This window comes from Nocardia suismassiliense (assembly GCF_900269665.1).
Classification (GTDB): Bacteria; Actinomycetota; Actinomycetes; order Mycobacteriales; family Mycobacteriaceae; genus Nocardia; species Nocardia suismassiliense.
Window position 1 is genome coordinate 6,379,473 of the sequence record NZ_LT985361.1, and the last position, 24,912, is coordinate 6,404,384.

Sequence of the window (24,912 nt, forward strand, 5' to 3'; positions counted from 1 at the left end):
GTCAGCCATGGGCGTTCGCATCAAATCCATCGGCATCAGCCGCGATACGCAGAGCAGTGTGCAGAACAGCGGCCTGGCCGCGAAGCAGAGCCTCGAGCGGGCCGGAGTCCGGCCCGACCAGGTCGGCGTGCTGATCAACGCCGGTGTCTTCCGCGACTCCAACACCGTCGAACCGGCCGTCTCCGCGCTGATCCAGAAGGCGGCGGGCATCGGCCTGGAGTACGCGAAGAACGATCCGCGGACCTTCTCGTTCGACCTGATGAACGGCGCGACCGGCGTGCTCAACGCGGTCCAGGTCGCCACCGCCATCCTGGCGACCGGCAGCGCCGAGCACGTGCTCATCGTCGCCGGTGACGGTCACCCGTCGATGACCCGGTCGGCGGCCACCGACGACTTCCCCTACGCCACTTCGGGCGCCGCGCTGCTGCTAGAGCACACCGACGAGCCGGACGGCTTCGGCCGGGTGCACACGGTGAACGGCGACGGCACCCCGGCGGTCGAGGCGTACGTCGACACGGCCACCATGGGCACCGTCGGCCGCGGCGTGATGACCGTGGAGCGGGAGCCCGGCTTCGCGGACCGCCTGCTGAGCGTGGCCACCGAGGCAGCTCGGGCCGCGCTCGCCGACGCCGGGCACAGCGACCTGGCCGGCACGGCGCTCATCGCGTCGACACCGAGCCCGGACTTCCCGGCCCAGCTCGCGGAAGCTCTTGGCATCGAACAGGATTCGGTGCGCACACCGGACCTGACCGACGGCGACCCGCACACCGCGTCGCTGCCGCAGGCCTACGACCGCGCGGTCGTCTCGGACACCCTGCGGGACTTCACGCACGTGCTGTTCGTCGCGGCGGGCGCGGGCCCGTCGGCGGCGGCGGTGCTGTACCGGCTGCCCGTGCTCGCCGGGGCGGCTGCGTGACCTCGGCGACCTACTGGCAGGCCATCGACCGGTTCCGGGCGTTCGCGCGCGCGGAACCGGATCGAGAAGCGGTGATCTACCCCGACGGGGCGAAATCCGCTGACCTGCCGTCCTATCAGCACGTCACTTATCGCGAGCTGGACGACTGGTCCGAGGCGATCGCCGAGCGACTCACCGCGGCGGGTGTCGGCACCGGCACCCGCACCATCGTGCTGGTGCTGCCGAGTCCCGAGCTCTACGCGATCCTGTTCGGGCTCTTGAAGATCGGCGCCGTGCCCGTGGTGATCGACCCGGGGATGGGCCTGCGCAAGATGGTGCACTGTCTGCGCGCCGTAGAAGCGGAGGCGTTCATCGGCATCCCGCCCGCGCACGCGGTGCGGGTGCTGTTCCGGCGTAGCTTCCGCAAGGTGCGGACCACGGTGACCGTGGGCAAGCGCTGGTTCTGGCGTGGCGAACGGCTGGCGGCGTGGGGCACCACGCCGTCCGGCGTCGCGCCCGAGCGGGTACCCGGCGCCGCCGACGACGTGCTGGTGATCGGATTCACCACCGGCAGTACCGGACCCGCCAAAGCCGTCGAGCTGACGCACGGCAATCTGGCGTCGATGGTCGAGCAGGTGCACACGGCCCGCGGCCGGATCGCACCGGAGACCTCCCTGATCACCTTGCCGCTGGTCGGCATTCTCGATCTGCTGCTCGGATCGCGCTGCGTGCTACCGCCGTTGATCCCGAGCAAGGTCGGCTCCACCGATCCGGCGCACGTGGCGCACGCGATCGAGAAGTTCGGCGTGCGCACGATGTTCGCCTCCCCCGCGCTGCTGATTCCACTGCTGCGGTATCTCCAGCAGCGGCCGATCGAGCTGAAGACGTTGGGCAGCATCTACTCCGGTGGCGCGCCGGTCCCCGACTGGTGCATCGCCGGATTGCGCGAGGTGCTGGCCGAGGACGTGCAGATCTTCGCAGGCTACGGGTCCACCGAGGCCTTGCCGATGTCGCTCGTCGAATCCCGGGAACTGTTCGACGGTCTGGTGGATCGCACGCACCGCGGCGAGGGCACCTGCATCGGGCGACCGGCGGACAAGATCGAGGCCAGGGTGGTCGCGATCACCGACGAGCCGCTACCGACCTGGGCACAGGTCGAGGAGTTGGCCGGTGACCTCGAAAGTTCGCGGGGTATCGGCGAACTGGTTGTCGCGGGCCCGAATGTCAGTACGCATTACTACTGGCCGGCGGAGGCGAACCGGCAGGGCAAGATCGTCGACGGCGACCGGATCTGGCATCGCACCGGCGATCTCGCCTGGATCGATGACGAGCGCCGAATCTGGTTCTGCGGACGCAAGAGCCAGCGGGTGGTCACCGCCGACGGGCCGATGTTCACCGTCCAGGTGGAGCAGATCTTCAATACCGTTGCGGGCGTTGCCCGGACGGCACTGGTGGGTGTCGGCGCGCGCGGTGCGCAGCGCCCAGTGCTCTGCATCGAGTTGAAGCCCGAGGCCGACGGCGCGGCGGTCGGGGCCGCGCTGCGGGCCCGCGGGTCGGAGTTCGAGCTCACCCGCCCGATCGCGGATTTCCTGATCCATCCCGGTTTTCCGGTCGACATCCGGCACAACGCCAAGATCGGCCGGGAGCAGCTCGCCCTGTGGGCCACCAAGCAGATCGGAGCGGCTGCATGAGCACGAAAACAACGGTGCTGCGGGCGATTCCGATTCTCGGCTGGTTGTATCTGGCCGGCGGTGTGCTGGCGATCGCGGCGGATCGGGTGCCCGAGAACCGGGGGCTGCGCGCCGCGTGGTGGATCGACGCGTTCCTCAGCGTCGTGGTGCACGCGGCTCAGATCCGGCCCGCGCTGCGGGCGGCCGAGGGTTCGGGGCGCTCCCCCGTCGAGACAGCTGTGTTGACGCAGATCTTCGGAATGACCTGGTGGCGAACGCAGGAGGCGCAATGGGCGAGCGGCAGCGAGGCGCAGGCATGACGAAAGTGTTGGTGACCGGCGCCTCCGGGTTCCTCGGCGGGGCGCTGGTGCGCAGGCTGGTCCGCGACGGCGAGCACGAGGTGTCGATTCTGGTGCGGCGCACCAGCAAGCTGACCGATCTCGGCACCGACGTCGACCGGGTACAGCTGGTCTACGGCGATCTCACCGATCCGGCGTCGCTGGTGGCCGCCACCGACGGCGTCGACATCGTGTTCCACAGTGCCGCACGGGTCGACGAGCGCGGCACCCGGGAACAGTTCTGGAACGAAAATGTCCGCGCGACCGAGCACCTGCTCGACGCCGCGCGCCGCGGTGGCGCGTCTCGATTCGTCTTCATCTCCAGCCCGAGTGCGTTGATGGTCTACGACGGCGGCGACCAGCTCGACATCGATGAGTCGGTCCCATACCCGCAGCGCTACCTGAACCTGTACTCGGAGACCAAGGCCGCCGCCGAGCGCGCCGTATTGGCCTCCGACACAGCAGGTTTCACCACTTGCGCACTGCGGCCGCGCGCGATCTGGGGCGCGGGCGACCGGTCCGGACCGATCGTGCGGCTGCTCGGCAAGACCGGTGCCGGTACGCTGCCGGACATCTCGTTCGGGCGCACCGTGTACGCGTCGCTGTGCCACGTCGACAACATCGTCGAGGCGTGCGTCAAGGCGGCGGCCTCGGATGCGGTGGGCGGCAAGGCGTATTTCGTCGCCGATGCCGAGAAAACGAATGTCTGGGAATTCCTCGGCGCCGTGGCCACCGACCTCGGCTATGAACCACCGAGCCGCAAGCCCAATCCCAAGGTGATCAATGCGGTGGTCAACGTCATCGAAACCGCCTGGCGCATACCGGCGGTCGCGACCCGCTGGTCGCCACCGCTGTCGCGCTACGCCGTCGCACTGATGACGCGCAGCGCGACCTACAACACAGCCGCCGCCGCTCGCGATTTCGGCTACGCCCCGGTGGTCGACCGGGACAGCGGGCTGGCCACCTTCCTCGCGTGGCTCGAAACCCAGGGCGGCGCCGTCGAACTCACTCGAAATTTGCGCTGAACCGCAGCACCCAGTCGGCACCGGAGGTCACCAATGAACCAAGCTTCGCGCAGCGATACCGTGCGTCCGGCGCCGAGTGGGGCCAGCGGCGCCGTCTTCCGCCGGAAGATCTCGCCCACCGAGCGCCTGTACTTCTTCACCAGGGAAGTGTCGCCGCCGTTCCTGATGCACCTGGCCGTGCACGGCGTCGGCACCCTGGACCCGGATGCGGTGCAGCGCGCGGTAGACGCTGCCTCCGCGGCGAATCCCGGTGCGCGGCTGGTCCGCGACGGCAACTACTGGGTGGACAGCGGTGTGCCCGCCCAGGTTCGGGTGGTCCCCGGCTGGACGCTCGACTACGCCACGCTGGAAGACGATGCGGTGCTGAACAGCCCGATCGGGCCGACGCCGGAGAAGACCACCGAGGTACTGCTGCTGACCGGTGAACAAACCACCCTGGTATTCCGTGTCTTCCACGGAGTGATGGACGGGATGGGTATGCGGATGTGGGCCGACGATGTGCTGCGCGTGCTGCGCGGGGTGGCGCCGGTCGGCGCGCCCGATCCGATCGCCGACGCCGAATTGGTGGCGCAGGTGGGTGCGCCGGGTAAGCAGACGCTCGTGCTGCCGACCTACCGCGCGGCGACCGGTCGCGGGCGGCAGGATCCGAACGCGTCGCGATGGTTGTTGCGGCACCGCACCATTCACGCGAACGGCAAGGGCATCGTCGCGCGGGTCTCGGCGATCCTCGCCGCCGAGGCCGGGGCGAAGTCTCGCTTCATGGTGCCGGTCGATCTGCGCAGGCATGACCCCGCACTGCGTTCGACCGGGAATCTCGCGCTGCCGCTGTTCGTCGACGTCGCGCCCGGTGACAGCTGGGAAACGGTCAGCGCGCGGATGCGGGCCGGGCTGCAAGGCAAGACCGAGTTGAACCAGCTCGACAACGGTGGCCTGTCGAAGTTTCCGCCCGCCGCCATCCGCACAGTGCTGCGGGTGAGCAACTGGCTCGGGGCCCGGTGCAACCGGAACATGGTGTCCGCCACGGTGTCGCACATGGGCAGCGTCGACCTGGACGAGATGGCCGTGCCCGGGTGGACCCCCAGCACGATGCGAGTGCTGCCGCAGCACAGCGGGGCGATGCCGATGCTGTTCGGCATGGTCGAGTCGCGCGGGCAACTCGAGCTGACGGTGTCCTGTCGCAACGGCGCCGGCGTCGAGCCGAGGCTGGAGGCCTTGCTCGACAAGATCGCCGCCACCCTCGAAGCCGATCTCGCACCCCAAGATTTACCGGCACGATGACCGGCTGGGCACGGTTCGTCATCGCCCGGCCGCGCACGGTCCTCGCCGTGGTGGTCGGGGTGATGCTGCTGTTCGGGCTGCTCGGGATGAATACCGCCGACAAGGTCAGCGCGGCGGGCTTCAATGATCCGCACAGCGAATCGGCCGCGGTCGATCGGCTGGTGCGGGAACACTTCGGGCCGCAGACCCCCGATGCGGTCGCGCTGTACACCGCGCCCGACGGCCAGACACTCGACGATATCGGCCCACGGGTGCAACAGGCGCTCGCCCGGATCGATCCCGCGCTGCTGGAGCGCCCGGTCGAAACCTATTGGAACAGTGTGCCGCCGCGTAAACAGTTCCTGCGCTCCGCCGACAACCGGCAGGCGCTGGCGGTGGTGTTTCTCGCGGGTGACGACAATCGACGCGTCACCGCCTATGCCGATATCGAAGCGGCGCTGCGGGTTCCGGGTATCGATACCAAGCTGTCCGGCTACAGCGCGTTGGCGACCCACATCAACAGTCAGTCGCAACACGATTTGGTTCGCGCCGAATCCCTCTCGCTGCCACTCACTTTGCTGATCCTCGTGCTGGTGTTCGGCGGTGTGGTCGCGGCGTCGCTGCCGGTGGCGGTCGGGGTGCTCGCGGTGCTCGGCGCGATGGGCACCATTCGTCTGCTCACCGAATTCACCGAGGTGAGCACGTTCGCGGTGAATATCGCGTCGCTGCTCGGGCTGGGCATGGCGATCGATTACGGGCTGTTCCTGGTGACCCGATTCCGGGAGGAGCTCGCCGGTGGGCGGGATATCGAGTCCGCCATCGAACGCACCTGCGCGACCGCCGGTCGGACCGTCGCCTTCTCGGCCTTGTTGCTGATCTGTGCCTTCGCCGGCACTTTCGTGTTCCCACAGGCGGTACTGCGGTCGCTGGGGTTCGGCGCGATCGCCGCGGTCGCGCTCGCCGCCGGTCTCTCGCTCACCGTGCTGCCCGCCATGCTCGCGCTGTTCGGTGCCCGAATCGGTAAGGCGGGCAGCAAAGATCGCACCGAACGGTTCTGGGGACGGGTGGTGGACGCCGTGCTGCGCAGGCCCGGCCTCGTCACCGTCGTGGTCGGCGCGATACTTGTGCTGCTCGCCCTGCCGCTCACCGGGGCCGAGCTCGGCGACATCGATCATCGTGCGTTGCCCGCGGGCAACGAAATGCGCAGCACCGTCGAGGAACTCACCGCCACGTTCCCTGCGGCGAGCAGTGGTGTCACGGCGGTGCTGCAGGGAGTCGACGGACCGCCGCAGTCGGCCGCGGTGGATGCCGCGAGCACGGCGCTCGGCCGGGTCGACGGTGTCCGGCAGGTGTTCCAGGTGGGCCGAGCCGAGGATTTCGTCGTCCTCCACGCGTTCCTCGATGCCACCGACCGCAGCGAAAACGCCTCGGCCACTGTGCAAGACATTCGTGCGCTGATTCCCCCGGACGGCACGTTCTTGCGGATCGGTGGCGATACCGCCGCCACCGTCGACAGTGTGCACTCCATCGTGCGCGCCATGCCCTGGATGATTCTGGCCATGGTGAGCGCGACCGTACTGCTGCTCGCGGCGGCGTTCCGATCGATCGTATTGCCGCTCAAGGCCGTAGCGATGGCGTTCCTCAGCCTCGCCGCCACCTTCGGCGTGCTCACCTGGATCTTCCACGACGGCCATCTCGCGGGTGTGCTCGGTATCAGTCCGGGTCCGCTCGCCGCGGGCATGCTCGTGCTGATCATCGCAGTCGTCTTCGGTTTGTCCACCGACTACGAGGTTTTCCTGCTGTCCCGCATGGTGGAGGCGCATGCGGCGGGGGCCGATACCGCGGGATCGGGCCGCATCGGGACGCTCAAGACCGCCCGGGTCATCACGGCCGCCGCGACGCTGCTCGTTATCGTCACCGGCGCGTTCACTCTTTCTCCGTTGACGCCCATGCGTTTTCTCGGACTCGGCATGATCATCGCGTTGCTGATCGATGCCACCTTGGTCCGCATGCTGCTGGTGCCCGCGTTGGTCAAACTCATGGGCGCGGCCAATTGGTGGACACCTTTCCCGCGCCGCCGGCTCATTCCCGCCACTGTCGAACCCTCGAAAGAAACGGCCTCGATTCGGTAAGTCGGGTAGCGCAGAAGTTCCAGGCGCACAGCAAGAATGCCCGGTACGCCTGGAACATCCGCGAATGTCCTATTTGCGGACTAAATTTCATACCGATCGGTCGCCACGCCGCACAGAAGATTGCAATACCTTCGGTGACTACCCAGGCTTAGCTCCCATGTCCGCCGCCTGCCCCTCCTGCTCCTGGCCCTCGCCCATGCTCGTCTCCGCACACGGGGCGGTGCGCTATTTGCGCTGCGTATGTGGCAGGTTCCTGGTGTCGCACGGTGGTGGGGTGGACTTGGTGTCCGGTCGCAGTGCATGCGGCACATCGAAGGCGGCTGAGCACCTCGAGCTGATTCCGCTGCCCGAGGGGTGATCTCGCGGGTCAGGTGATCACAGTCCGTGTCGACGCTCGGCCGACACCAACTCACCGACGTCCGCTTCGTTCTTCGGGGAGAACGGGTTCCGGTACGCGTCCACCGCGCGGCGGGTATCCTCGGTGACCAGATCCGCGTTGATCTGCGCCGCCGCGAAAGCGCCTGCCGCCGCGGCTCCGCCGACCTGCGCGGACAAGTCGGTGGCATTGCCGGCGACCCACACGCCGGGCACGTCGGTACGGCCGGCCGCGTCCGCCGGGATGTGCTCGCCCATACCCGACGGGTGCTGTGCTGGCTGAAGCCCCAGTGCCGCAAGGAAATCCGGACGCGCCACCATCCGGGACTGGACCGTCACCGCCTCGCGCGGGGCCACCGTGCCGTCGCTCATGCGCACGCCTGCCAAACGGTCATCGACGATCTCCAACGCTGCCACTTCGCCTGCCACCACCCTGATGCCGCGTGCAGCGAGTTGCTCCGTGTCCGCAGCGGTAAGTGATGGCATGGTGTGCGTGAACAGCGTGATGTCGGCGCTCCACTGACGGAAGAGCAGGGCTTGGTGCACCGCCATCGGTCCGGTACCGAGCACACCGATCGCTTGGTCGCGCACCTCCCAGCCGTGACAGTACGGGCAGTGCAGCACGTCTCGTCCCCACCGCTCACGCAGTCCCGCGATGTCCGGCAGCTCGTCTACCAGGCCGGTGGTCACCAGCAGTCGCCGGGCGCGGACCGCCCGGCCGTCCGCCAGTGTCACCGCGAATCCGTCGTCCACCCGGTCCACAGCGGTGACTTCGCCGGTCACCACCTGACCGCCGTACCCACGCACCTCCGCTCGCCCGCGCTCCAGCAGCTCGCCCGGCGCCATTCCCTCCCTGGCCAGCAGTCCGTGCACGCCGGTCGCCGGGGTATTGCGCGGCGCGCCCGCGTCGATCACCAGCACCGCCCGCCGTGCCCGGCCCAGCATCAGCGCCCCGCTCAGGCCGGCCGCGCCACCGCCGACAACCACCACGTCATAGCCGTCTTTCAGCTGTTCAGTCATCTCGACCACCTCCGCGACCCACCATGCGACCGAGCCCGGCATATGTGCAAACTTTGTTGCCGATCTGGCAAGATGACGGTATGGACGACGATCTCGATCAGGCACTCGACGCGGTCGGACCACGGCTGCGCGCACTGCGTCGGCAACGCGAAACCACCCTGGCCGACCTCTCGGCGGCCACCGGCATCTCGGTCAGCACCCTGTCTCGCCTGGAGTCCGGCGGCCGACGCCCGACCCTCGAGCAGCTGCTCCCCCTCGCCCGCGCCCACGGCGTCACCCTCGATGAACTGGTCGACGCCCCCGCCACCGGTGACCCGCGCATCCACCTGCGACCGGTCACCCACCACGGCATGACGATCCTCCCGCTCACCCGCCGAGCGGGCGGCATCCAAGCCTTCAAGATGATCATCGCGGCCGACTCCCGCCGCAGCGAACCCGCGCCGAAGACACACGAGGGCTACGAATGGCTCTACGTCCTCAACGGCAAGTTGCGGCTCGTCCTCGGCGAACGCGACCTGATCCTCACCCCCGGCGAGGCCGCCGAGTTCGACACCCGCGTACCGCACTGGTTCGGTGCCGCCGACACCGAACCCGTCGAATTCCTCAGCCTTTTCGGCAAACAAGGTGAACGTGCGCACCTGCGCGCCCGGCCCAAACGACCCGAGCGGTAGCCGCCTGGAAAATCGTTCGAGTTCGTCGCGCCGGCCCGGTACGATCCGACTCGTGGAGTGATGACCGATGCCGAGTGCGCCCGCCGAATAACGCTGCCCCAGTTGTGGTTCAGCGCCCGGTGGTGCTGCCCGTATCCGTCATCACTCCGCTTACCCCCGGGACGACTATGACCTTCCTTAAGCACGTCACCGGCCGATTGGCCACTCTCCCCGGCGTCCACGCCGTCACCCTCGGTGGTTCCCGCGCGCAGGGCACCCATACCGAAGACAGCGACTGGGACCTCGCCGTCTACTACCGAGGAACATTCGATCCCGCTGCACTCCGTGAAATCGGCTGGGCGGGCGAGGTTTCCGAGATCGGTGGTTGGGGTGGTGGTGTCTTCAACGGCGGGGCGTGGTTCACCATTGATGGCCGCAAAGTCGACGTCCACTACCGCGATCTCGATGTGGTCGAACATGAACTAGCCGAGGCCGAGCAAGGGCGGTTCCATTGGGAGCCGCTGATGTTCCACCTTGCTGGAATCCCCAGCTATTTGGTGGTCGCTGAACTCGCCATCAACCAGGTGCTGCACGGCACTCTCCCCCGGCCGTCCTACCCTGCGGCCCTTCGTGCAGCGGCGCCGCCGATTTGGCGGAATCGAGCCACGATGACTCTGCAATACGCCAAGGCCAACTATGTGTCTCGCGCCCAATGCACGGAAGTAGCAGCGGCTCTCGGCATCTCGGCGATGCAGACAGCACACGCGGTTCTCGCCGCTCGCGGTGAATGGGTTACCAACGAAAAGCGACTGCTGCAATCAGCTGGGCTACGGGGTATCGACGCGATCGTCGCCGGGCTCGCTCCTGAGCCGAAGTCACTCACCCGGGCGATCAGCGCGGCAGAGGCGTTGCTGGACAAGTGATCACGGGGAACTGATGGTGCGGCGCTCTCGGGCGATGCCACCACCAGTTTCCGATCGGTCCACTGGCAGGGCTCAGTTCGTGAGCGGTGGACGTAGGCGGTTTTGCAGTCGAGGGCTGTGGTGTCCGTAGCTCGGATCGTTCAATACCGCGGCGACGAAATCGGTGTGGTGCAAACGGCGTCCGAGCCGAGCCTCCAGACAGCCGATGCACAGAATGCTGTCCGCCGAAGCAGCAGCGCATTCCCACACATGGTCGTGCACCGTGTACCACTCATCCGGGCCGTCGAGCGGTGCGGTCGGCAATCCGCAGTCGTTGCAGAGGAATTCGTCGCGCTCGTACCGATGCCGACCACTGGTCAACCATGCCAAGAATCGGTGCGCCGGTCGCGAAACAAGGTGCATCGCCGCCTCATTCGCGATAACTATGCGCGACGCTGCACACTGCCCTTCTTGATGCACGAGGTACACACCTTCATCCGCACGGGCGCACCGTTCTGCACGGTCCGCACAGGCTGAATATTCGGATTGAACCGGCGACTCGTCCGCCCCTTGACGTACCGCCGTTGCGCACGGCGTCCGGCGCGGGCCACCCGCTTGCCGAAACTCGGCTTCTTACCGCATACGTCACATTGAGCAGACATCATCTCTCCTGTTCTCCGACGGCAATCGCCACCGGCTCGGCCTCGGGGTTGTTCGCAGCGATATTGTCGGCGGCGAGGCACGAGCCGTGCGCTGCGTTTGATTCGCGGATCGGACGGCGCGCACGCCGCTGACCAGCGCAGATGACGAACCGCGTGAGCGCTGCCCGGCCGCCGACCGATGCAGATCGCACGCCTCTCCGTGCAAAATGCACATCAGATCCATCCCCGGCCAACCGCAATCCGTATCGCCTCGATGCGATTACGAGCCCCCACCTTGCGATTGATGGCGGCCAGATTATTACGACCCGTCCCCGCCGAAAGATGCAGTGCCTCAGCAATTTCCCCGGGCGTGCGCCCCTGCGCGGCCAGCTGGAGGACCTCGAGATCCCGGGCAGTGAGCGGATTGTCCGTGCCACCCAGCGCTTCGGCAACCGCCTGCGGTTCCAGCACCCGCTCCCCATGCGCAACCCTGCGCACAGTATCGGTCAACGCCTCGATCGACGCCCCCTTACTCAGCACCCCCTCCACCCGAACCGCCAACGCCGCCCGCAACACATCGGGCCGGCTCGGCCCCGCCACAATGATCACCCGACAACCCGGCACCGCCGACTTCAACTGCGCCGCAGCCGAAACCCCATCCAGCCCCGGCAGATCCGCATCCAACAACGCCAAATTCGGCCGAGTACGCAACGCACCCGCCACCACCTCACTACCCAGCGACACCTGCGAAACCACCTGCACGCCAAGCTCACTGGACAGCACGGCAGCCAGCGCTTCACGAGGCAGCCGTAGCCCGCCCGCGATCAACACGCGAATCATGAGACGGCCCCGAAGGTCTCCACAAACACCAAAAACTCCTGTTGCGACAGTCGGCAAGAGATACGGGCAGGCCAGGGCCACGTACGCCAACTGCGCACAGAAAATGGAAACGGGTACCACAAAGCCCAGGCCGCGAGAAAGCCGTCCACGACAGACCCGGAGCACGCCTCAGCGGCTCACGGGCTCAGCGCCGAAAAACGACTACGCGGCCTGGGAAGGAATACGTCATCACCTCAGAACTCGACCGGAGCACCCATACGCACCCCGCAAACGCCACCACCCTACGACCCCCAACCCCCCAAGCCAACCCATTTTTGACCAGCCCAACCGTGGTGAGCGCCCCTACGCCGACAACACAGCCCCTCGCCGCGTCACTGAACGCCGCCACCGCCGCATAAAGGACTCCGCCGACTCAAGCGTCAGCGGGAACCACCACATCAGGTGATTCGGATTGCTTCGGAGCAGCGGGTACCCATCCCCGCAGCGGCTGTACCACCGCTCCATAAAACGTGTCGGTGGCTGACTTCACGCTGGCGATGAAGCTCGCCGCAGTCCCGGATCGCCGGTTGCCCATCGGAAAATTCTGCTGCAGGGTGAACGAAACGATCGGGCTCGCGTGCCCAGCAGTCAGCACCTTCGGATCCGCACGCACCGCGGCGAGGTGTTCGCATACTTCGGTACCGCGCTCGACGAACGCTACTTCGACCTGAACATCTCCCGGTGCGTTCTCGAGTTGCCGGAGCAGCCACGACAGTCGGCGACCCGAGGTGCCTTCGTTCGGTGCGTCCAGGGTGGTGCGGCAGCGAATCTTGTTGGTTCGTATGTCCGCAACCACGACCAGATCGCCTGCCGTATCCGGGATTCGGAGCACGGCTTCGAATATTCCGTCGCCGGCGAGCCGCTCCGCGACGGCGGCGCTGCGGGCGGCCGGGTCCGCGCGGTGCCGACGTGACAACAGGTGACTGACGGTCACGCCCAGTTCAGCGGTCAGCCGGAGCGCGAGATGCCGAGACAGCGACACCCACGTGTCGGCTACCGCCAAAGCCTTCTGGTCACCCGCGCGCAAAGTACCTGCCGTGACCGCATCACGAACGGCGACCCAATGGCGACCCATGTCGACGAACTCGGCGGCCCCGGATCGAGGGCTGTCGAGGTAGCGCAGGAATTCGCTCAGGATCCAGGCGTGCAGGTCGTTGTCGATCCCGCCGTGCGAGAGCAACATTCGCGCTTCGTGCGCCACCTCCGCCCACGACAGATGTCGCAACGCCACCTTGACCAATTTGCGGCGGTCGACTTCAACCGGCAGTTCACCCGGACTGGCGGGAACATCGTTCGACAAGCTGACAACAACGTCGTACTTCTTCTTGCGTGCGACGTCGAGGTAGCTCTCGAGCTGATCCCGCCGGAGTTTGCCGCTGCCGGTCTTGACCTCGAGCAGGCCGGTCCAGACTCGGCTGCCCCGCGAAACCTTGAGGACTGCGTCTGGAATGACCTTCGAGTCACCGCGTTCGAACTGAACCTCCACGTACCCCTCGAAGGCACCGACCGGCGCACCCATCCGTGCGCACACCGCCCGTGCGAATGGACGCACGGCCTGCATCGTGGCGATCAAGGCCGCCGTTGCTCGCCGCTCCTGCTCCTCCCCCGCACCCACACCGACCACCGAAAACAACGGAGCCGTTTGCCAGGTGTCGAGTTCCGCGAGCTTGAACTCGAGTGGCCTGGCCTTCTTCAATGTCCGCTTGACAGTGCGCACGCCCTGGTTCCGGGTCCGCGCCCGTGCGGGGGCGACGGGAGGACAGTCGGGCACGGCGATACCAACGGAGCCGACGACAGCGGGAGCGGTCGGCTCCGGGCCGCGCACAGCCGGCGCGTCGGTAGTTTCGTGCTCGGCATCGTCGTCCACGTCGACGCCGAAGTCTGTCGCAAGGCCGGCCAGCCCCGACTCCCAGCCCTGTCCTACCGCGCGGACCTTCCACTCGCTGCCGCGGCGGTACACCTCACCGAAGACGAAAGCCGACTCCGTGGTGGCATCGGCGGTGGCGTATTCGGCCAGCGAATGCCCGGCCGCGTCGACAACGCGGAGGGTGAGTTTGCCGAGATCCCCAAAGGTGCCGACGCCGAGGCTGCCGACGAGCGCCACGGTGTGAACGTGTTCAGGAACCGCCGACAAGTCGAGTGCCATTCTGGCCTGTGCACCCTCCTCCGTCGCACTCGTACCCAGGAACCGCACCGATCCGTCCGACGACTCCGGCTGGTTGTAGAAGACGAAATCGCTGTCGCAGCCGACCTTTCCATCGACGCCCAACAGCAGTGCCGACCCATCGACTTCGATCTCCGACTCGGTCCAACCGATCACCACATCGACGCGCACCACATCATCAGGCAGCGACAGGTTCTGGCCCTTGGTCAGAATCGGAGATGTCACGATGATCACCCTTCTCGTGATTCGGCACGCCGAGTGACAGGAAGGTTCATCGGCCGCATATCGAGGCCCAACCAGGCTGTGCCCAGCGGCCCCGGCGCCGGTCGGCGTCACGTCCTGCGGCAGCTACGTGCTTGCCCGATGAGTTTTGCAGCAACGACATTCGGTGTCTGTCCACCGAACATCCGACATCCTCAGATGGCCGGCTGCCGAAACGGCTGTGGCCGTTAGTCACACCGCACTGCGCGTTCGCGCCGCAGATTCACGCGCCGTCTCCAAGAAACGGAGACGCGTACGAACGCGCATATGTGTACTGCGGCGACACGGTGATCACATCGCACACGCGCACCACCCGCTCCGGCACCTTGCCACCGAAGTGCTCGGGTCCGGGCACAACTACTGCTTCGGCCCCCGCACTGCGCACAACCTCCAACAAGCGGTCGACCGCCTCCTCAGTGTCCCGCCCGAACACCACCGTCTTCGCCAGCTCATACCCGAGTCGCTTTGCCAGACTGCGGATCTGAGTCTCGTGCCACGGCTGGGAGATACCGGAAATGTCCCGGCGCAGATACCCGATCGCAATCGGTCGGCTCATCGGGCTCACCTCGCTCACATAGTCGAATCGGTCGGTCGGATCAGGGTGGGCACTGCGATTTGCTGCCGTTGTTGGCTGGCGGCTCGGGACCAGGTCGGCTGCACCGGCCCCAAGCGCTGCCTCTGACGTTAGGTAGCAGTCGAGCGCAAACCCAGAAGTGTGCAGAACTGTGCTCAGGGTTGCTGAACCGCTCACGATCAGGTCATTCCGGAGGGATCATGGAAAGTGCGCGAGAACACTCGTGCACAGGAAGAGACAGGGGGATGGACAATGCGCCTGCAGTTCCTCGGTAAAGGCGGCTCGGACGTGGGAGGCTGCCCTAGCCTCTACGCCACGGACCAAGACTCGTATCTCATCCAAGGATGGGAAACCGCCGCCGCCCAAACAGTCGAAATTCCGCACCTGCTAACGGGTTATGCGGAGCCCGATACATTCATTGGCGCACCGATGACCGACACCGGCCGCGGCACATTCACTCTCACCGGTAGACCGATCACCGAACCGGAGACATTGGCGCAGCTCGACCTAGCGCCCCACGAAACCGCTATCGAAGTTCCGAAGATCAGGAGGACGTTTTACGGTGCTCTACCTTCAGCATGATCCGCCGGACTGGGTCGCTCTGTTCCGAGGCTGCAAGTCCGAGGCTTTCCACCTCGAAGTCCGGGACGCCTACACGGTGCCCACCGAGTCCGATCGCTTTCGGCGCTTCCTCGCCGGGGCGCCCGCGCTGCCGGACGAGCACAAGGATCGCTGGAACGATCTCATTCGCGAGACGTGCGGGCGAGGTGTCACCGTAAGCCGGGTTCGCGTCGTGACGGTCCCGCACACCGACTATCACCGATGGTTGCTGTCGGTGACTGACACCAACACTGCTGCCGGCGAAGATATTCGGTATCTGCCCCGGCATCTCGCAGGAGAAGTCCCGCCCGACGACTGGTGGCTCATCGACAACGAGCGGGTGGTCTACAACCTTGTCGACGAGCACGGAAAACCGGCGGGGCTGGCAGTAACGACAGATCCTGGGATTGTCGCCTATTCCCGCGGTGTACAAGAACGGCTCTGGAAGCTGGCTACGCCGTACGCGGAGTATGCGGGCCAGTGACCGATGTTCATGATGCGCGGGAAGCTCTCGGGGCCCGTCTCCGAGAGCTTCGCCGCACGGCCGGACTCACCAACCGGAAGCTGGCCCGATTATCCGGCTGGCACGAGTCGAAGGTTTCGAAGATAGAGTACGGCCGGATCATGCCGTCCGACACAGATATTCGCGCCTACTGCCAGCACGCCGACGCAGCCGACCAACTACCGGACCTACTGGCTACCCTGCACAACATCGACAGCGCATATCTCGAATGGCGTCGAATACTCGCCACGGGCATGAGCCGTCGTCAGCAGAAATCCGTGAAGCTCGAAGCGGAAGCGAGGAACCTCCGGATCTACAGCACGCAAGTAGTGCCCGGCCTGCTGCAAACAGCTGAGTACGCCGAAGGGCTGTTCCGGCGACATATCGAGTTCTATCGCGTCCCCGACGATCTGGACAGCGCCGTCGCTAAGCGGATGGAGCGGCAAAGGGTCCTCTACCAGCGCGATCATCGATTTCACTTCGTCATGGGTGAGCAATCCCTCTACACGACAGTAGGCAACGATGGCGTGATGCGCGGACAACTCGACCGGCTCGCGTCGATGATCGGAATGCCACGGATCACCCTCGGCATCGTTCCCGCCACAGCCGAAGCACTAATAGTGTCAACCAGTTTCGTAATGTTCGACAACAACATGGTCATGGTGGAGGGAACAGCAGCCGAGCTCACCATCACCCAGCCGCGCGAGTTAGCGATCTACGGACGAGCATTCGATACCCTCGCCAAGCAGGCGGTAACCGCTGACAAAGCTCGAGCCCTGATCATGTCGGCCATAGACCTCCGACGGGGAGCCGAATGATGCCAGTAAACCGCTGCATCCGCCGTACAGCTGATCGAGCTCCGGCGCTGCTCGGCAGAGACAGCTCGGGTTGCGGCGGCTGTCCGGCAGGAAGGAAGTTTCACAGTGCTCCTTACGCAGGATGAAACGTTTCTGAACTTGTTTCACGAGGCCGAACGAGAGGCATTTCACCTCGAAGTAAAAGACGCCTACTACACCTCCGCCTACGAGCCACTTCGCAAATATCTGGCGGACGAGCCCGACGACTACGAATGGTTTCAACCGTGGCTGAACCACGTTCGTGAAACCGTAGATCGGGGCGTCGCTGTCAACAGAGCACGGATCGTGACCGTCCCGCACAACGACTACACCAACTATGCCAAGCATGTTGCCCGCCTCAACGCTCAGGCGGGTGAAGATGTCCGCTACCTCCCGCGCCACCTGATCAACCCCGACGACTTGACCACCGACGATTGGTGGTTGTTCGACGATGCCGTAGTTGCGTTCACCTTGTTCGAACCCTCGGGCCGCTGGGTTGGTGGAGCTGTCACAACTGATCCACGGATAGTCGAATACATTCACACCGTCAAGGAACGGGTTTGGTCAGCAGCTATCCCCTTGGCGGAATACAACGGGCAGTGACGAACTCGGCTCCGGAGGCCAGAGAAGCTCTCAGACGTCCGAGCGCCATAGTGTCTGGCAGCGATCACTGACCGTAAGAGAACCGGAGGTCGGCGAACAGTAGGTGGTTGAGGCGGCGGAGGTGTCCGGTCTTGCTCTGGTCCAGGAGTTCCGCCGGGGTGAGCAGGGTGAATCTCAGCAGGGTCTGTCCGCCCTCGGCTGGCGCCAGGTCGAAATGCACCTGGTCATCGGGGCGGCTCGGCCAAAGTGACGACCACACAACACTGTTGGGTTTGTCCGCCTCCAGCACTTCGGGTTCGACCTCGTCGGGCAGCAACTCGAGCCACGCACGCCCTTGTGGGCGCCGCGGCTGTGTCAGCGACTCCCATACGACGGGCGGAGGAGCGGGCAGGGTTCGTGCCCTCGAGCCGATCTCGATCACCCTGGCAGCGTAAGGCTCCGGCTCGGCGGGCGTGGTTGTAGGCGCACCGCCGTCGGATCCGCTCACTGTTCGGGGGCGAGGATGGCTCCGGATTCTTCCTCGCGGATGAGGATTGCTTCGATGGGGCAGGATTCGGCGGCGTCGATGAGGAGGTCGTCGGGTGGGACGAGGTCGGTGAGGGGGCTGGAGCGGCCTTCGACGAGGGTGAAGTGGTTGGGGGCCAGGCCGGTGCACATGCCGGAGCCGAGGCAGGTGGTTCGGTCTACTTCTATGCGCCAAAGTTGGTCAGCCATACTTGTTTCCCCTTACCAGGTCACCGGGAGTGCGGTGGGTCCGCGGACCAGCAGACCGGTTTTCCACGGTACTTCCTCGAACGGGACGGCCAGGCGTAGCGTCGGGAAGCGGTGCAGCAGTGAGCCTATCGCGACTTGCAGCTCCAGGCGGGCCAGTTGGGCGCCGAGGCAGTGGTGGACGCCGTGACCGAATGCCATGTGGGGGTTGTGCATTCGGGTTAGGTCGAGTTGCTCGGAGTTGTCGAAGATGGCTTCGTCGCGGTTAGCGGCCTGAGTGTTGACGATGACCGACTCGCCTGCGCGGACGGTGATGCCGCCCAGCGCGACGTCCTCGGTGGCGACCCTGGCGAACGAACCGCCGGAACCGAGTTGAACGTAGCGCAGGAGTTCTTCGATGGCGGCGGGCACGAGTTCCGGACGGGCACAGAGCAGTTCCCAGTGCTGCGGTTCGCTGAGCAGGACGTAGGTCAAGTTGGCGATCTGGTTGGCGGTCGTTTCGTGGCCGGCGATGAGCAGGCCGATGCCGAGGTTGACGAGTTCGTCCTCGGTGAGCCGGTCGTCGTTGTCGCGGGCGGCGACGAGCGCGCCGAGCAGATCGTCGGCCGGCCGCGCCCTGCGCTGCGCCACCAGTTCGGCGAGGTAGGCCTCCAAAGCCGTACGCGCGGCATCGATCTGGGCCGGGGTGTGCGCGGTGGTGGAGAGCACGGTGTCGGAGAAATCCCGGAAGCGGTGCTGGTCCTCGGTGGGAACGCCGAGCATTTCGCAGATCACGGTGACGGGCAGCGGCAGGGCGAGGCTCTGCACCAAATCCGCTACCGGACCGGCTGATTCGATCGCGGCCAGCCGTTCGTTCACGATCTCCTGCGCGCGGGGGCGCAGCTGTTCGACCCGGCGGCTGGTGAACGCCTTGGCGACCAGCTTGCGCAGCCTGCTGTGCTCGGGCGGGTCCATGCTGAGCAGCGAGTTCTGCCGCGACGGTTGCGGTGTGGTGCGTGGGATGTTCTCGCGGTCCACCGTGGCGGCGCGACTGAATCGGGGGTCGGCGAGCACCAGCTTGGCGTCGGCGTAGCGGGTGACCAGCCAGCCCTCGACACCGTAGGGCAGCTGCACGCGGGAAACCGGTTCCTCCCGGCGCAGTTTGGCGAACAGCGGGTCCATGTCGAGGCGGACGGGTTCACCGAAAGGGTAGTGACGCACCTCGGTTTTCACGGTCATGCGGGTCTCCCTTCGCCGACGCCGGCTGGCGCGGTAAGCGATGTAAGCAAGTGCTTACAAGACTCCATGTTAGGGAGGTCACAATGCCCCGTCAACGGTCGGATTCCGTTATGGCGGTGGGAAATTCACGTCCACTCGGTCCAAGAGCACCTGCGCGGCACGCAGCACATGGCGAGCAACCGTGGTCGGGTCGGCGCTGGCCAGCGGCTCGCGGCGGTGCACCGAACGCATCAATCCGATGCCGAGCAACCAGGCGAGCAGCAGGTCGGCATACAGCTCGCTATCGGGATCGTCGCTGAGCGTGGACAAGGCGCGGACGTACTCGTCGCCCAACTCGCGACGGATCGCCGACACCCCCTCGTCATGCCCGCTGGACCGCAACGCCGCCTGCAACCACTGCCCCTGTGCGACCGAGCCCGCGGGTTCGAGCGCGCGCGCGAGCAGCCTGCTCAGCAGCCCGTCGACCGCCCCTGCCTCGAGCGTTCGCCGCCCCTGGTCCGCGATCGCGGCGCGGAACAGTTCGTCCTTGTTGCCGAAATACCGGAACAGCAGTGCCTGATTCACGCCGGCGCGGGTCGCGATGTCGCGCACGGTGGCGCGCTCGTACCCCCGTTCGGCAAACAATTCCTGCGCCGCGGTCAGGATCGCGGCACTGGTGGCGGCCGAATCCCTTTTGCGGCTGACCGTTTCGTTCTCACTCGACATGCATCCTCCGGTTGCCGAATCTCCGGAAGAGCAGCGTAAAGCAGGCAACCGGTCCTTCGCTGGCGCCGGCGGACGCCAGTGGGTGAACCGAAGCCAGCGGCGCTAGACCCTAGCGACGGAAAATGCCTGGCAAATCAGACATTTCACGCACCGAGCGCACCGGCCAGCAGCGGCCAGGAATCGTGCAGATCCGTTTCGAACTGCCCCCAGGTGTGTGCGCCCTCCGGCCGGTTGATGTGTACCGCGGGCACGCCGAGCTGGGCGAGCCTGCTCGCGAAGGAGGCGGTGCACGAGCTCGCGATGGCCTCGAGCGGCGGGAAGGTCAGCCCGCCTTGGTCGATCGCGCCGGGCGTGCCGGTGGCGGCGGACAGGTAGATCGCCTTCCCGGCCAGCGCGGACGCATTGGCGAACGCGTCGTGCGCCCGCCATAACTCGCTGCCGGGCGGGCCCCACATGTTCGCCGTATTGCCGCCACCCCGCAGCACCTGCGCGGTCACCATCGCCGCGCCGGTCGCGTCCGCACTCCAGGGGCACCCGCTGTACGCCGCGACGGCGCTGTAGACCTCGGGCGCCTGAATCGCCAGATCCACCGCGGATCCCCCGCTCATCGACACCCCGGCGATCGCGTTGCGTCCGGTACTGCCGAGCTCCGCGTCGAGCACCCCCGGCAGCTCGCGGGTGAGATAGGTCTGCCACTTGTTACGCCCGACCGCCGGATCGTCGTTGAGCCAGTCGGTGTACAGGCTGAACGCGCCACCCACCGGCATCACCACGTTGACGTGTTTGTCGGCGAAGAACTCCCGGACATCGGTGTCGTCCCACCACGAGATGCCGTCCACACCCCCGCCGATCCCGGTGAGCAGGTACAACGTCGGCGCCGGACCACCGGTCGCCCGAATCACCCGATTGGTCACCACCCGATCCATCGAGGGCGAGTAGACATCCATGCGCGACACCGAACCGCCCAGCGACGCCTCTTCGACCAGCCGCGCCCCGGTCGGCACCGCCGCTACCGAACCGACGGACAGCAGCGAAACCAGCAACACACCGACTACCGAAACCAGATATTTTGAAGCCGCCACTATCCCGTTATACCGCCGCGCGATCGACCCAAAACCCGAAGTGGAAGACCAAGATTCGGGTCTTGACAGGGTGGTCGACATGCCGTGTGATGTCCCCGCCGGACCCTGGACCAGCTGTGATGACGCTGATCATGCACGGGGACAGGCATTGTCGATGCGTGCGGGAGAACGATCTCGGAAACGGCTGCACGACTGACTGATTCACGAGGATGCGGGAGCCCGGCGAATGCCCAGCATGCGGCGGCAGCGATGAGCACCCGCCGCGAAGCCCGCTGCCGGAGATTCGCCGCGCGCAACGCCGTGCTCGACCAGCCCTCGTCGAGGCTCCGGCGCAGCACGACGAATTTCAGCCCACCCCCTCACTGCCAAGAATTTACGAAAAACTCGACACCAAGGTGTGCCAGGCGTATAAGCAGTCCGCCACATGCAAGCGAGCGCCCTTGCACACCGAGTTGCTGCCCACGAAATTTCGCTCGCACCCGCCACCACCGTGCACACCATCGGCATCGAGCCCAAACGGAACTACCCGCCGGACGTCAGCGAACAAATCACACTAAAACCGGCGGATTCTCCCGCGAAATGTCCGAATCGGCCCCAGCACGCCCCTGCCGCACCTCCGCCGCCCGGACCGAGGCACGCCCAGGCCAGCGCGGTCCAGCACCGACCCGATCGACCACGCCACGAGCACCGAAGCCCCGCGGCGCGCCGAGCGAACAAAATTGGTTGTCTGCCACGCCGCCCAGGCCGCGCCACGCACAATCGGCGAGAAAAAGGTAGGCTTGCGCGGCGCTAGTGCTGTCGGCGGCAAGCCGGTAGCTCAGTGAGCGGAGAATGCTTTTGCACACAATCCGCCCGCCCGCGTTAACCATGCGGCAAGCGCGCATGGAATGCTGTCCACCGAGTCCTTGTTTTTCGCAAGATTTCCGTGGACTGAACAATCACCGAGTAAGAGGAGAAAATATGACACAGGGCGTCGTCAAGTGGTTCAACGCGGAGAAGGGGTTCGGCTTCATCGCGCAGGACGGCGGCGGTCCCGACGTCTTCGTCCACTACTCGGCTCTCGGCGGGTCCGGGTTCAAGTCCCTCGATGAGGGACAGCGCGTGGAGTTCGAGGTCGGCCAGGGCCAGAAGGGTCCGCAGGCCACGGACGTCCGCGCCATCTGATTCAGGCCGGATTGAGCTCCTCCCACTCGCGTGGTGGGAGGGGCACACCTGCCCCCGTTCAGGCCAGTAGGACGGGCAGCAGGAGATCGACCGACTCGAGGTCCAGTAGCGCGCGTTTGACGGGCAGTCCACCCGCATAGCCGGTGAGAGCGCCGTCCGCGCCGAGGACCCGATGGCACGGGATCAGCATCAACAGTGGGTTGCGCGCCAACGCGCCGCCGACCTTGCGGGCGTCCGCGGGTCCACGGCCCAGTGCGCGAGCGAGCGCCCCGTAGGTGGTCGTGTCGCCATACCGAGTGGTGCTTTCCAGAGTTTCCAGAACTTGACGGTCGAAGGCGCTCAGCGCGGACCGGTCCGTGGGAACGGTGAACTCGCGGCGGGTGCCCGCCAGATAGCCGTCGAGCTGAGCGACCGCCGTCACCACATACTCCAGCGCACACGAATTCTCGGCGGTCGGTGTGGCCGGGGCGTCGTCGGTGAAGACCACCCGGCTGACACCCACCGGGCTCGCTTCGATTCGGACGTTACCGAGGGGCGTGGCGTGCACTGTCCGGGCGGCTGAAATCTGCATGATGTGCTCCTGTTCGGCGATCTTGTCACCCAGTAGACGGTGGCCGGCCCCCGAACGTGAGATCACTGAGAGTTGTTGTCCCGCGCGGCTTTCCACGCGGCGTACCGCTCCGGTAGACACACCGCGCACGGCCGATAGCCAGCACTGATCGCGGTGGACTCGTCGGCGAAGAAGACGCGATGCGTGCGGTACACGCCGCGCGCCAAAGCACGTAAGGCGGACGGGCAGTCCAAACGGCCGTAGATCCGACCGCGCCGGTGACCGCCGTACCGGCCCGGTGTCGGACTGCGGTACGGGCGGCCGTCCGCGTCGAGCAGCGTGTACCCGCTACTGGGCGTCATGCAGCACAAGCCCGAGGGTGTGCCGGATACCGCCACGGATTCGGCTGACACCGTGGCGCACCGGGGCCCGAGACCAGCCGCGGCTCGACGGCGTCGGCCGGTCGCGCGTGGTGAAGATCAGACCGTGCCCCTGCTCCAGCACGGTGACAGTGGCCTTGGACTGCGCCCTCGCCCGCTGCTCGACCAACAGGAACTCACCACCGGCGTGGTCGACCCCCGGCCGGTCCAGCCCGATCACCACTTGCAGCGGGAACACCAGGTCACCGTAGAGGTCGCGGTGCAAGGCATTCCAGTCACCTTCGGTGTAGCGCAACAGAATCGGCGTCGGCTTGACCTGTCCGGCGGCGTGGCAGGCGTCGAGCCAGTCGGCGAAGTCGTCCGGCCATGGCGCCGGGTCACCGAGCCGTTCGGCCCAGGAACGGGCCACCGGCAACAACTTTCGGTAGAACGCCGCGCGCAGCGTCATGATCGGATCGGGCACCGGCTCGGCGAAGTAGCGGTAGGTGCCCTGACCGAACCGGTAGCGCGCCATGTCGATGGTGGAGCGGAATCGCGCTACGTCGTCCCACATTTCGGCGAATTCGGCGCATTCGCCGGGCGTCAGGATCGGGCCGGTCTGGGCGCAACCGTACGAGTCGAGTTCGTCGACCAGCGTGGGCCAGGACTGCGCGTCCACCCGATCAGCCAGCGGGGCAAGCGTTTCGGTCATGCCGCCTCCAGCGTCAGCAGCGTCGTCTTGGCCTCGATGCCGCCCACGTACTGACCGATCGATCCGTCACTGCGCACCACCCGGTGGCACGGAATCACCACGGGCAGTGGGTTGTGCGCGCAGGCGGAGCCGACGGCCCGGACCGCCCGCGGATTACCGACGGCGGCCGCGACGGCGGCGTAGCTTTCGCGACGTCCATAGCCGATGTCGGTGAGGTGCTCGATCACCTGACGGCGGAATCCGCCGGTCAGTTGCAGATCCAGCGGCAGGTCGAAATGTGTTCGGGCACCGGCGAAGTACTCGTCGATCTCGCGAGCCGCGGCGTCCAGGCGCGCCGGTGCGGCGAGTACACGCGGGCTTACCCGCTCGGCCAGCATGGTGAGGACGGCGTCGTGGTCCTCGTTGGGGTAGGCGACGCGCACCAGACCCGCGGGGGTCGCCGCGAGCAGCAGCGTGCCGACGGGGGTGTCCATGGTGCGGTAGGCGACGTCGAGCAGGCCTGCGGACTGCGCTTCCACGGCCAACCGGCGGCGCAGCTCGGCCAGCAGGGCACGCTCGGGGGTGAGGCCGTCGAACAGGCCGTTCGGGTCGCCACGGTCGATGGTGGCCATCATGAGTCATCCTTCGCATAGAGCTTGCGCAGCGTTTTGAGGCCGTCGGCGGCGGCGCGGCGGGCGGCATCGGTGGAGTTGCCGAGCAGCACGGCGATCTCGGCGTGTGGCAGGCCTGCCAGATAGTGGTAGGCGACCGCCTGGCGCTGCTTGGGCGGCAACGCTTTCAGGGCGGCCCAGAGGTGCGGGTCGTAGTCGGCCGGGTCGGGGTCCCGAGCCGGCCGCTCTGGCAGCGTCTCGGCCGGGACGGGGGCCCGGGTGAGCGCGCGACCGACGTCGATCGCGCGACGGTGCGCGATGGTGACCAACCAGGCCTCGATGTTCGCCCCCGGGTCGAGGTCGGGATACGCGCGCAGGGCGGACAGGAACGTCTCCGACCACGCGTCGGCCGCATCGGTCGGACCGAGCACCGCCCGGCAGACGCGCAGCACCATCGGGCCGTACTCGGCCACCACTTCCTCGAACGGAGGCAATCT

The 24,912-nt window shown here is 66.4% G+C and carries 28 protein-coding genes; 13 read left to right on the forward strand and 15 right to left on the reverse strand.

Annotation, left to right across the window (positions count from 1 at the left end; genetic code table 11):
• Positions 1-7: 7 nt before the first annotated feature.
• From DBO33_RS28175 to DBO33_RS28200, 6 genes are read left to right on the forward strand one after another with little or no spacing between them, the layout of a single operon-like run.
• A complete protein-coding gene (locus DBO33_RS28175; RefSeq protein ID WP_107657773.1) occupies positions 8-916 on the forward strand; it encodes a beta-ketoacyl-[acyl-carrier-protein] synthase family protein in 909 nt (302 codons plus the stop codon).
• Positions 913-2,586, forward strand: a complete 1,674-nt coding sequence (locus DBO33_RS28180; protein WP_107657774.1) for a fatty acid CoA ligase family protein — start codon at positions 913-915, stop codon at positions 2,584-2,586. The genes DBO33_RS28175 and DBO33_RS28180 overlap by 4 nt, the downstream gene beginning before the upstream one ends.
• A complete protein-coding gene (locus tag DBO33_RS28185) occupies positions 2,583-2,885 on the forward strand; it encodes a hypothetical protein (protein WP_107657775.1) in 303 nt (100 codons plus the stop codon). The genes DBO33_RS28180 and DBO33_RS28185 overlap by 4 nt, the downstream gene beginning before the upstream one ends.
• The gene (locus DBO33_RS28190; RefSeq protein WP_107660647.1) at positions 2,882-3,928 is read left to right on the forward strand and encodes an NAD-dependent epimerase/dehydratase family protein; all 1,047 of its coding nucleotides are present in this window, start codon (positions 2,882-2,884) and stop codon (positions 3,926-3,928) included. Before DBO33_RS28185 ends, DBO33_RS28190 begins: the two co-directional genes overlap by 4 nt.
• Before the next feature lie 33 nt (positions 3,929-3,961).
• Entirely contained in the window at positions 3,962-5,206 is a 1,245-nt protein-coding gene (locus DBO33_RS28195) for a peptide synthetase (RefSeq protein ID WP_107657776.1), read from the forward strand.
• On the forward strand, positions 5,203-7,317 hold the full coding sequence (locus tag DBO33_RS28200; RefSeq protein ID WP_107657777.1) for an MMPL family transporter: 2,115 nt from the start codon (positions 5,203-5,205) through the stop codon (positions 7,315-7,317). The genes DBO33_RS28195 and DBO33_RS28200 overlap by 4 nt, the downstream gene beginning before the upstream one ends.
• A 375-nt stretch (positions 7,318-7,692) precedes the next feature.
• Here DBO33_RS28200 and DBO33_RS28210 read toward each other — a convergent pair whose 3' ends face one another.
• Positions 7,693-8,712: an NAD(P)/FAD-dependent oxidoreductase gene (locus DBO33_RS28210; protein ID WP_107660648.1), complete on the reverse strand. Its 1,020-nt coding sequence runs from the start codon at positions 8,710-8,712 to the stop codon at positions 7,693-7,695.
• 80 nt (positions 8,713-8,792) lie between these two features.
• On the opposite strand from DBO33_RS28210, the gene DBO33_RS28215 reads away from it, so the two are divergent.
• Both DBO33_RS28215 and DBO33_RS28220 read left to right on the forward strand, forming a co-directional pair.
• Positions 8,793-9,383 carry a helix-turn-helix domain-containing protein gene (locus DBO33_RS28215; protein WP_107657779.1) on the forward strand — a complete coding sequence of 197 codons (591 nt, stop codon included), beginning with the start codon at positions 8,793-8,795 and terminating at the stop codon, positions 9,381-9,383.
• A gap of 167 nt (positions 9,384-9,550) precedes the next feature.
• Positions 9,551-10,285, forward strand: coding sequence for a nucleotidyltransferase domain-containing protein (locus DBO33_RS28220; RefSeq protein ID WP_107657780.1), 735 nt, complete (start codon positions 9,551-9,553; stop codon positions 10,283-10,285).
• 422 nt (positions 10,286-10,707) lie between these two features.
• Here DBO33_RS28220 and rpmB read toward each other — a convergent pair whose 3' ends face one another.
• The 4 genes from rpmB to DBO33_RS28245 form a co-directional block, all read right to left on the reverse strand.
• Complete coding sequence (gene rpmB, locus DBO33_RS28230; RefSeq protein WP_167768759.1) at positions 10,708-10,926, reverse strand: 50S ribosomal protein L28; 219 nt, start codon at positions 10,924-10,926, stop codon at positions 10,708-10,710.
• Between the two features lie 213 nt (positions 10,927-11,139).
• Positions 11,140-11,745: a response regulator transcription factor gene (locus DBO33_RS28235; protein ID WP_107657783.1), complete on the reverse strand. Its 606-nt coding sequence runs from the start codon at positions 11,743-11,745 to the stop codon at positions 11,140-11,142.
• Positions 11,746-12,157: 412 nt separating this feature from the next.
• Positions 12,158-14,173 carry a TerD family protein gene (locus DBO33_RS28240; RefSeq protein ID WP_107660649.1) on the reverse strand — a complete coding sequence of 672 codons (2,016 nt, stop codon included), beginning with the start codon at positions 14,171-14,173 and terminating at the stop codon, positions 12,158-12,160.
• A gap of 259 nt (positions 14,174-14,432) precedes the next feature.
• Positions 14,433-14,765 (reverse strand): hypothetical protein, encoded by a 333-nt coding sequence (locus DBO33_RS28245; protein WP_107660650.1) that lies wholly within the window; start codon positions 14,763-14,765, stop codon positions 14,433-14,435.
• A gap of 270 nt (positions 14,766-15,035) precedes the next feature.
• Between DBO33_RS28245 and DBO33_RS28250 the strand changes: the two genes are divergently transcribed.
• The 4 genes from DBO33_RS28250 (at position 15,036) to DBO33_RS28265 (ending at position 17,324) form a co-directional block, all read left to right on the forward strand.
• Positions 15,036-15,365: a hypothetical protein gene (locus DBO33_RS28250; protein ID WP_107657784.1), complete on the forward strand. Its 330-nt coding sequence runs from the start codon at positions 15,036-15,038 to the stop codon at positions 15,363-15,365.
• On the forward strand, positions 15,346-15,867 hold the full coding sequence (locus tag DBO33_RS28255) for a DUF6879 family protein (RefSeq protein WP_107657785.1): 522 nt from the start codon (positions 15,346-15,348) through the stop codon (positions 15,865-15,867). Before DBO33_RS28250 ends, DBO33_RS28255 begins: the two co-directional genes overlap by 20 nt.
• Positions 15,864-16,703, forward strand: a complete 840-nt coding sequence (locus tag DBO33_RS28260; RefSeq protein ID WP_107657786.1) for a helix-turn-helix domain-containing protein — start codon at positions 15,864-15,866, stop codon at positions 16,701-16,703. The genes DBO33_RS28255 and DBO33_RS28260 overlap by 4 nt, the downstream gene beginning before the upstream one ends.
• A gap of 105 nt (positions 16,704-16,808) precedes the next feature.
• Positions 16,809-17,324, forward strand: coding sequence for a DUF6879 family protein (locus DBO33_RS28265; protein ID WP_107657787.1), 516 nt, complete (start codon positions 16,809-16,811; stop codon positions 17,322-17,324).
• A 64-nt stretch (positions 17,325-17,388) separates the two neighbouring features.
• Here DBO33_RS28265 and DBO33_RS28270 read toward each other — a convergent pair whose 3' ends face one another.
• From DBO33_RS28270 to DBO33_RS28290, 5 genes are all read right to left on the reverse strand, one after another.
• A complete protein-coding gene (locus tag DBO33_RS28270; protein WP_107657788.1) occupies positions 17,389-17,745 on the reverse strand; it encodes an SRPBCC family protein in 357 nt (118 codons plus the stop codon).
• Positions 17,746-17,807: 62 nt separating this feature from the next.
• Positions 17,808-18,038, reverse strand: a complete 231-nt coding sequence (locus tag DBO33_RS28275; RefSeq protein ID WP_107657789.1) for a ferredoxin — start codon at positions 18,036-18,038, stop codon at positions 17,808-17,810.
• Between the two features lie 12 nt (positions 18,039-18,050).
• The gene (locus tag DBO33_RS28280; RefSeq protein WP_107657790.1) at positions 18,051-19,253 is read right to left on the reverse strand and encodes a cytochrome P450; all 1,203 of its coding nucleotides are present in this window, start codon (positions 19,251-19,253) and stop codon (positions 18,051-18,053) included.
• 108 nt (positions 19,254-19,361) lie between these two features.
• Entirely contained in the window at positions 19,362-19,958 is a 597-nt protein-coding gene (locus DBO33_RS28285; protein ID WP_107657791.1) for a TetR/AcrR family transcriptional regulator, read from the reverse strand.
• Between the two features lie 143 nt (positions 19,959-20,101).
• On the reverse strand, positions 20,102-21,121 hold the full coding sequence (locus DBO33_RS28290) for an alpha/beta hydrolase (RefSeq protein ID WP_107657792.1): 1,020 nt from the start codon (positions 21,119-21,121) through the stop codon (positions 20,102-20,104).
• Positions 21,122-22,000: 879 nt separating this feature from the next.
• Here DBO33_RS28290 and DBO33_RS28295 point away from each other — a divergent pair.
• Positions 22,001-22,204, forward strand: coding sequence for a cold-shock protein (locus DBO33_RS28295; RefSeq protein WP_069166293.1), 204 nt, complete (start codon positions 22,001-22,003; stop codon positions 22,202-22,204).
• A 58-nt stretch (positions 22,205-22,262) separates the two neighbouring features.
• Here the strand turns inward: DBO33_RS28295 and DBO33_RS28300 are convergent, their stop codons facing one another.
• From DBO33_RS28300 to DBO33_RS28320, 5 genes are all read right to left on the reverse strand, one after another.
• Complete coding sequence (locus DBO33_RS28300) at positions 22,263-22,775, reverse strand: methylated-DNA--[protein]-cysteine S-methyltransferase (RefSeq protein ID WP_107660651.1); 513 nt, start codon at positions 22,773-22,775, stop codon at positions 22,263-22,265.
• A gap of 62 nt (positions 22,776-22,837) precedes the next feature.
• Complete coding sequence (locus DBO33_RS28305; protein WP_107657793.1) at positions 22,838-23,116, reverse strand: Ada metal-binding domain-containing protein; 279 nt, start codon at positions 23,114-23,116, stop codon at positions 22,838-22,840.
• Positions 23,103-23,825: a 2OG-Fe(II) oxygenase gene (locus DBO33_RS28310; protein ID WP_107657794.1), complete on the reverse strand. Its 723-nt coding sequence runs from the start codon at positions 23,823-23,825 to the stop codon at positions 23,103-23,105. The genes DBO33_RS28305 and DBO33_RS28310 overlap by 14 nt, the downstream gene beginning before the upstream one ends.
• The gene (locus DBO33_RS28315; RefSeq protein ID WP_107657795.1) at positions 23,822-24,436 is read right to left on the reverse strand and encodes a methylated-DNA--[protein]-cysteine S-methyltransferase; all 615 of its coding nucleotides are present in this window, start codon (positions 24,434-24,436) and stop codon (positions 23,822-23,824) included. The genes DBO33_RS28310 and DBO33_RS28315 overlap by 4 nt, the downstream gene beginning before the upstream one ends.
• Positions 24,436-24,909, reverse strand: coding sequence for an RNA polymerase sigma factor (locus DBO33_RS28320; RefSeq protein WP_107657796.1), 474 nt, complete (start codon positions 24,907-24,909; stop codon positions 24,436-24,438). The genes DBO33_RS28315 and DBO33_RS28320 overlap by 1 nt, the downstream gene beginning before the upstream one ends.
• Positions 24,910-24,912: the final 3 nt, after the last annotated feature.